Origin of the sequence: Bifidobacterium pongonis (genome assembly GCF_019331805.1) — a bacterium.
In the GTDB taxonomy this organism is placed as follows: Bacteria; Actinomycetota; Actinomycetes; order Actinomycetales; family Bifidobacteriaceae; genus Bifidobacterium; species Bifidobacterium pongonis.
This window is the reverse complement of sequence record NZ_JAHBBE010000005.1, coordinates 69,848-77,217: the sequence shown is the minus strand read 5'-3', so window position 1 is coordinate 77,217 and position 7,370 is coordinate 69,848. Positions and strand designations below refer to the sequence as shown.

Below are 7,370 nucleotides of genomic sequence, written 5' to 3'. Positions count from 1 at the left end.
GGTTCCGTCTCCTGGCTTCCAATCGCGGTTTTTTGTTTTGGCGAATGAAAATCGTACACAGGACGCGGGCCATGCCCTCCTGCGTCAGGGCCGGAATCCGAAAGTGCGCAAGATTTCGGACGTTATCCAAACCAAGCCAGCATAGTCCATTTTCGCTAGTTGGCTTGTTTGTGGCACTCGACCGCCGAAACGCGAAGTGCAAGCGTTGGAATTCCAACGCTTGTACTCGCCATAATCGGCAAACGGTGCCACAAGCAAGTCAACAAGCATTTTTAGGAGGGCTTTTGCGAAGAACCAGAGCCAGTATGCCCGGTCAGTATCGGCCCCCAACCGCATCCCGGTAGAATAAGGCGACATGAAGGGAGCAAATATGGGTAAACGAGTAGCACTGGGGATCTGCATGGTGGCGGCACTGGCGAGCACAGCCTATGGCGCGCATGTGTGGGCGGCGCATTCGGGTACGAGTTTTTGGATGATGTGGATTGTCATCGCATGCCTATTCATGGTTGCCGGCCTTGCAGTATGGTTCGGCTGGTGGAAGGCACTGCCGAAAGTAGTGCGCCGGGTATGCGCCGTGGTGCTTTGCACGGGTCTTATCTGTTTTGGCGCGGTCGAAGGTTTGGTAATCAGTGGCATGCGCGCCGCTGGTGAACCGGGATTGGATTATGTGATCGTACTCGGTGCGCAGGTGCATAAGACGCGTCCGAGCCTGGTGTTGCGTTACCGGCTTGATAAGGCCATCGAATATCTTGAGGCGAATCCGAACACCACGTGCATCGTGTCGGGCGGCAAGGGGCCGAACGAGCCGTTCCCGGAAGCGCAGGGCATGGCGAATTATCTTGAGCAGCATGGTATCGCCAAGTCGCGCATCATCCAGGAGTCCAAGTCGGAGACCACCAAGCAGAACATCGAGTACAGCAGCAAGCTGATCGGGAAGCGTAATGCGAGCATCGGCGTCATCACGAACGACTTCCATATGTTCCGCGCGTTGCAGATCGCGCACGGCGAGGGTATGCCGAATGCCGTGGGTATCGCCGCAGGTTCGCCGAAGGATCTGCTGGCGAACAATATGCTGCGTGAGTTCTTCGCCGAGATCAAATATCTGCTGTAGCTCCGGTATGCCTTCGGCGGTTAGTGATTTTCCGGGATGTTCCCCTCATACAGGAAGCATTCCAGAGTGCCGGCCGCCGCGCCGCCACCCATGGTGAGCGTGCGCGAGGCCTTGCGTTTCAAACCGTTATGCTCGTAGAAGCCGACATCGCAGCTGCTGTCGGTGAATAGGAAGTAGCCGTTCACGCCGATTGCGCGGAAATGGTCGAGCATGTGGTCGAACAGTCGGCGGCCCACGCCTTGGCCGCGCATTTCGGGCGAGACGATGAACAGGACGATTTCCGCCCTGTTGGCTTCTTTGGTTTCTCCGACTTCTTCAACTTCTTCAGCTCGCTTGCCCAACCCCGCATCGCGCAGCAGTTTCCCGTCAGCATTCGTCAAGGCGAGTTGCCCGCACAATCCGCGAACGCCTTCCTTGCTTCCCAAGAGCGGCAACCCCACACGCATCTGCCTCATGCGATGGCGCAGACGTTGGCCAGGCACGGTTCTCCCCTGTATTGAGCCGAGGATCACGCCGGCTACGTGCCCTTCGTATTCGGCCACTGCGGCGTGGGTGGTGCGGGAAAGACATTCCTCGGTGTCGATGGCGGCGAGCCGTTGGGAGACGGAAAGACCGCGCGTTGACCGGCGGCGGCTCATCGCGGCCGACTCGCCGCGAACCGTTTCACCAGCCGCATCGCTGGCCACATCGTTGCCTGCATCGCTATCCGCATACCAGGCCTGCCGTATCAGTTCCGCTACCGCACGGTAGTCGGCACGCCGCATCAGGCGGATGATCAACGATTCGGTCTGGGGCGCGGCAGGCCCACCCGCGTCATGGGTACGCTTTCCGCCGCTCACGGCACCGATGCCACTCACACCGCCAATACCGCTCACGCCATCAGTGCCGCTCACACCGTACAGATCGCCCGCACCGTTCAAATCATCGATTCCTTCCGCACCGCCCCGGTCATTTCATGAGCTCGTCGGTATCCATCACGATGGTGACGGGGCCGTCGTTGGCGATGTCCACGCGCATGTGTGCGCCGAAACGCCCTTCCTTCACGGTCAAGCCTTCAGCCCGCAGAGCCTCGTTGAACCGCAGCCACACCTGCTTGGCATGATCGGGTGCACCTGCCTTGACGAAGCTGGGACGGTTGCCTTTGCGCACGTCGGCGAACAGGGTGAACTGCGAGATGGAGAGAATGGAGCCGTTGACGGCGCCGATGGACAGGTTCATCTTGCCGTTCTCGTCTTCGAAGACGCGCAGGTTGGCGATCTTGTGGGTGAGCCATGCGATCTGTTCGTCGCCGTCCGCATCGCCCACGCCGGCCAGCAGCACGTAGCCCGGTCCGATGGATTGCGGTTCGAAGGTCGGGTCCTGCTCGCCCGTCTCCTCGTCGAGTACGTCCACCGAACCGTGGCTTACACGCTGCAATACGATCCTCATCCGCGTTCCTTCCGATGTGCTGCCGTTCGCGGGGTTGCGAACGTCTACATCCTACGCGGCCGGCCTCCTAATATGCGCCACTGCGCTCCGGCCCGGTTTGGCTCTATGCCTCGCCTTCGGATTCGCTTTCGGATTCGCTTTCGGTCTCATCCTCGGCCAACGCCCGGAGCAGGTGAGCGTCGCGGCCTTGGATGACCGCCTTGCCGCTCTCCCCGTCCACTCGTAGAATCCCTTGCCGGTTTTCGCGCCCAGTTCGCCGTTCTCCACTTTGGCGGCGAGCAACGGACTGGGATCCGTACCGTTGTCCATGTCCTTGAACAGGTAGGTGCTGATGTTGTAGAACACGTCCAGCCCGCCCAGATCGGCACTGGCGATTGGCCCGACCAGGTTCCACCTGCGGCCGAGACTGTATTTCACCACGGTGTCGATGGTTTCGGCGTCCGCGATGCCCTCGTTCATGATGTTGAACGCCTCGCGCAACACCGCCAGTTGCAGGCGGTTGCCCACGAATCCCAAGGATTCCTTCCTGATTTTCGCCGGTTTCTTGCCGATTTTCTCCATCAGCGCGAACGTCGCGTCCACCACGCTTTCGGCGGTATGCTCGCCCGGAACCACTTCCACGAGCGGCATGAGCTGGGCCGGATTCCAGAAGTGGGCGACCACGAACCGTTCCGGGTGGTTCAATACGGATTGGATGGCGGTCGGGCTCAGGCCGGAGGTGTTCGTGGCGAAGATGGCGTCGACCGGCGCAAACCGTTCGATCTCATGCCAGACCTGCTGCTTGATCTCCAGATTCTCCGCGATCGATTCGATGATGAAATCGACGTCCGCCACACCAGTTTCGTAATCGGTATGGGTGCTGATGCGTGCAAGCACGTCATCCACGTGTTCGCCGTGGGCGAGCAGACCGGCCCGTTCGAATTCCTCGGCGTCGGCGCGGATGCGTTCCATGCCCGAGGCGAGCAGTTCCTCCGTGCGGTCGACGAGATTCACCGGGTAGCCCGCGACGGCGAATTGCAGCGCCGTGGCGTGCCCCATGGTGCCCGATCCGATGTTGGCGATACGCCGAATATTCCGTGTCTGTGCCATTGCAACCTCGCAATCCTTGTACGGTCTTCCTTGACGCTTGTCATCCTAAACCCCGAAACTGGACGAACCGCCAACAACCGTTGCCCCGTCCCTGTCGCTCCGCCCTTGCCGCCCGTCACCCCATCGCATAAATTCGCTCACAGCAGAACGCACCGCATAGCGAAAACACACCGCGTATACGCGAAAAGGGCCGGAACCACTTGGGTTCCAGCCCTTTCAACGCTGATTTGCCGAACCATTCCGGGCACCATCAATCAGGCACCCTGCCGGTTTGGCGGAATCGGCGAAGCCTTATCGGCTCACTCGCCGTCCTTGGCGCTCAGCTCGTCGGCCACGGCAGCGGCGGCGGAAGCAGCCTCGACGGACTCCTCTTCCTCCTCCTCAGCGGCCTCGCCCAGGAAGGCGGACAGGTCGACGACTTCGCCGTCGGCGGTGAACTTCACCGCGCGCATGCCGGCGAGCAGGCCCTTGGAGCGGGCGACTTCCTGCACGGCGGAGCCGAGCTGGCCGTTGCGCATGATGGCCTGGATGAAAGCGTTCGGATCCATGCCGTACTGCTGGGCGATGGAGGCGAGGAAGTTGAACACGTCGGCCTGGGAGACCTGCACGTCCAGCTTCTCGGCAAGAGCGTCGAGCACCATCTGGTCGCGGAGTTCCTTCTCGACGGTCTCCTCGGCTTCGGCCTTCTGCTCCTTGGTGGCGTCCTTCGGATCGGCGGTGACGTTCTTGAGCTGCTGCTCAACCATCTCGGCCTTCACACCCTTCGGCACCGGGATCTCCAGGCCCTCTTCGAGCTTGGCGATGAAGGCGTCGCGGGCCTCGGTGGCCTGACGGCCCTTGGCGTCCTGAGCGGCGGCCTTGCGGATGTCGGCCTTGAGCTCGTCCAGGGTGTCGAACTCGGAGGCTTCCTGAGCGAATTCGTCGTCGAGCTCCGGGAGTTCCTCAGCCTTGACGGAGTTGACCTTGACCTTGATCTGAGCCTTTTCGCCCTCGTGCTCGCCGGCTTCCAGCGTGCCTTCGAAGGTGGTCTCCTCGCCGGCGGACAGGCCGTCAAGAGCCTCATCCAGGCCGTCGAGCATGGTGTTGGAGCCGAGCTCGTAGCTCACGCCTTCTTGGGAGTCGACGGATTCGCCGTCGATCTCGGCGTTCAGGTCAATGTTGGCGAAGTCGCCCTTGGCGGCCGGGCGATCCACGCTCACCAGGGTGCCGAAGCGCTGGCGCAGGGCCTCGAGGCGCTTGTCGACGTCCTCATCCTTGATTTCCGGAGCGGCGATGGCGATCTCCATGCCTTCGGTCTCCGGCAGTTCGATTTCCGGACGACGTTCGACGGTGGCGGTGAACTTCAGCTTCTTCTCGTCGTTGGCGGATTCCGGGATGTCGACGACGTCGAACTCCGGGGCGGCCATCGGGCGGATCTTCTTCTCTTCCAGAGCCTTGGAGTACAGCTCCGGAACGGCGTCATTGACGGCCTCGCCGGCGACGGCGCCGAAGCCGAAACGCTGGTCGATGAGCTTGCCCGGGACGTGGCCCTTACGGAAGCCGGGGATGTTCACCTGCTTGGCGATGTTCTTACGGGCTTCTTCCAGATACGGGTCGAGCTCTTCCTGGTCGACGGTAATGGTGAGCTTCACCTTGGTGGGTTCGAGGTTACGAACGCTGATCTTCACGCTAAACGCTCCTGCAAAGTCGTGTGTGTTCTTTTTTGCCGTTAGGCACAACTCTCATACTATAGCGTGGCTTAAGGACGCTGCGACAAGCCGTACCTGCCATTCGCGCGCGCCTTGTCTGGTGAGGAACGCCGCGACGTCGCGCTTTTCCGGTTCGTCGGTCCAGCATAGATTCTTGAGAATCTGCGGTTTGAGCAGCACTTCGGCCGGCGTGGACGTGTCTTCGGCGATCTGGTTGAGGGCGCGTCTGGCTTTTTTCAGCACTTCCAAGCGCGTCGGATGGCGTGACGACCAGATGCGCATCGACTTGGGCGCGTTCGTTTCGACGCCGTCCTTGTCATGCGCGGGCGGTGGCATGACTGGCAGTTCGTTGTCAGGCAGCGCGAGCGCCTCCTGGATCACATGCTTCCACACCGAGGGCTTCACTTCGCGCTGGATGGGCGCATAGCGTTCGAACATCTTCTCCTGTTCGCCGCCGGTCTGCACGCGCACGCGTTCGTTCAGGGAACGGATGGCACGGAATTCGCGGGCGTTGCGCGGCTTTTTCAGCGAGGCTTCGATGATCGCCTGGTCGGATAGCAGCAACGTGGGCGCGATGTCGTAGCCGCGGGCGAGTTCGTCGCGTTTGGTCCACAGCGCCCGGGCCACGGCGAGTGCCCTGCGATCGCCTCTGAGCGAGGTGATGTGCGAGACGCGCAGCCACGGCACCGGGTGCTCATGGCGGGGTTTACCGGACGTGCCTTCGGCGAGGATGTGGCGAAATTCCTCTTCGGCCCAGGCTTCCTTGCCTGCGGCTTTGAGGTCGGCGCGCATCCTGGTTTCGAGTTCGATGAGCAGTTCCACGTCGAGCGCGGCGTAATTGCGCCAGTCGCGCGGCAACGGTCTGTATGACCAGTCGGCCGCGGAATGCTCCTTGGCGAGCGTGATGCCCAGGTATTTTTCGGTGACCGCGGCCAGTCCGAATCGTTTGAGCCCCAGCATGCGTGCGGCGAGTTCGGTGTCGAACAGGCGCTTGGGGGTCATGCCGATCTGGGCGAAGCCGGGAAGATCCATCATGGCGTCATGAATGATCCATGTCGCGTCGCCCACCGCACGGTTGAATTCGTCCCAGTCCGCACCCTGCCGCGTCAGCGCGATCGGGTCGAGCAGGAAGATGCCCGCGCCTTCGCGTTTGAACTGCACCAGCCAATCCTCATGCCCGTAGCGGAAGCCGGACGCGCGTTCGGCATCAGCCGCGAGCGACCCTTGGGCGGCGGCGAGTTCGGCGCATGCGTCGCGGAAGCCTTCCAGGGTGTCGATCACGTCGGGCACTCCCCCGCGTGGTTCGGATTGCAACCGTGGCTCATGCATAAGTTCGCTCAACGCGTGATTCTCCTTCACCGCGAACGGTGGATTTCAGAAATTCGGCCCATGCCTCCACGCACGCGCCCGGATCGAAGCCGCGTGCTGGCGGAATCGACGGCGTGTAGGAGACACGTATCTCACAGCCTGCAAACGTATCAGCACCCTGCGAACCAAACGCCGTGTTCTGCGTGACGCTCACCGTTCCGGCCACGCTGTCGGGTTCCACGTCGCCCAGATAATCGCACATATCCTCCCAATACATGGAGGGTGCGAGACCGTCGTTCTCGCTGGAATCAAGGGGCATGCGGGCGAAGCAGACGCATCGCCAGCGCCCTCCCCATTCCTCGCGTGGGAGACGGCTGTACAACAACATGATCCAGCCGCTGGCTTGTTCTTCGGAACGAAGGTGGAGCAATGTGCGGGTATACGCGTCATCGGCCCCGATGCCGAGTGCGACGCCGATGCCGTAATCGGCCAGAGTGGAGGGAACGGGGATCTCCCGGTACCGTACGCCGGGCAGCCTGCGCATGGCGCGAACGGATTCCACGGCACGCCAGACCTCATCGGGCACGCCGCGCGGTCGGGGCGGCAACTGCGCCTCGGGATCGTGCGTCTGTGGAGCGATCCCCTCAGGAAAAGAGAAAATCTCGGCCATGTATCTAGGCTACGTGCTCAAACGCCCTGAACCGCGGATTGACGCGCGGTAGCGTCGTTTTCCGTTTCGCGCGGCA

General features: G+C 61.8%; 6 protein-coding genes and 1 pseudogene. 1 reads left to right on the top strand and 6 read right to left on the bottom strand.

Annotated features, from left to right (window positions below; genetic code table 11):
- Positions 1-370 precede the first annotated feature (370 nt).
- Positions 371-1,111, top strand: a complete 741-nt coding sequence (locus tag KIH75_RS02660; protein WP_236027976.1) for a YdcF family protein — start codon at positions 371-373, stop codon at positions 1,109-1,111.
- Positions 1,112-1,131: 20 nt separating this feature from the next.
- Here the strand turns inward: KIH75_RS02660 and KIH75_RS02655 are convergent, their stop codons facing one another.
- From KIH75_RS02655 to KIH75_RS02630, 6 genes and pseudogenes are all read right to left on the bottom strand, one after another.
- Positions 1,132-2,031: a GNAT family N-acetyltransferase gene (locus KIH75_RS02655; protein ID WP_236027975.1), complete on the bottom strand. Its 900-nt coding sequence runs from the start codon at positions 2,029-2,031 to the stop codon at positions 1,132-1,134.
- 28 nt (positions 2,032-2,059) lie between these two features.
- Positions 2,060-2,539, bottom strand: a complete 480-nt coding sequence (gene dtd / locus KIH75_RS02650; protein ID WP_219055271.1) for a D-aminoacyl-tRNA deacylase — start codon at positions 2,537-2,539, stop codon at positions 2,060-2,062.
- Between the two features lie 103 nt (positions 2,540-2,642).
- Positions 2,643-3,628, bottom strand: a pseudogene (locus tag KIH75_RS02645) (3-hydroxyacyl-CoA dehydrogenase family protein).
- A 299-nt stretch (positions 3,629-3,927) separates the two neighbouring features.
- A complete protein-coding gene (gene tig / locus KIH75_RS02640) occupies positions 3,928-5,295 on the bottom strand; it encodes a trigger factor (RefSeq protein WP_219055270.1) in 1,368 nt (455 codons plus the stop codon).
- 54 nt (positions 5,296-5,349) lie between these two features.
- Entirely contained in the window at positions 5,350-6,645 is a 1,296-nt protein-coding gene (locus KIH75_RS02635; RefSeq protein WP_420829164.1) for an HRDC domain-containing protein, read from the bottom strand.
- Positions 6,638-7,294 (bottom strand): DUF3000 family protein, encoded by a 657-nt coding sequence (locus tag KIH75_RS02630; RefSeq protein WP_219055268.1) that lies wholly within the window; start codon positions 7,292-7,294, stop codon positions 6,638-6,640. Before KIH75_RS02630 ends, KIH75_RS02635 begins: the two co-directional genes overlap by 8 nt.
- Positions 7,295-7,370: the final 76 nt, after the last annotated feature.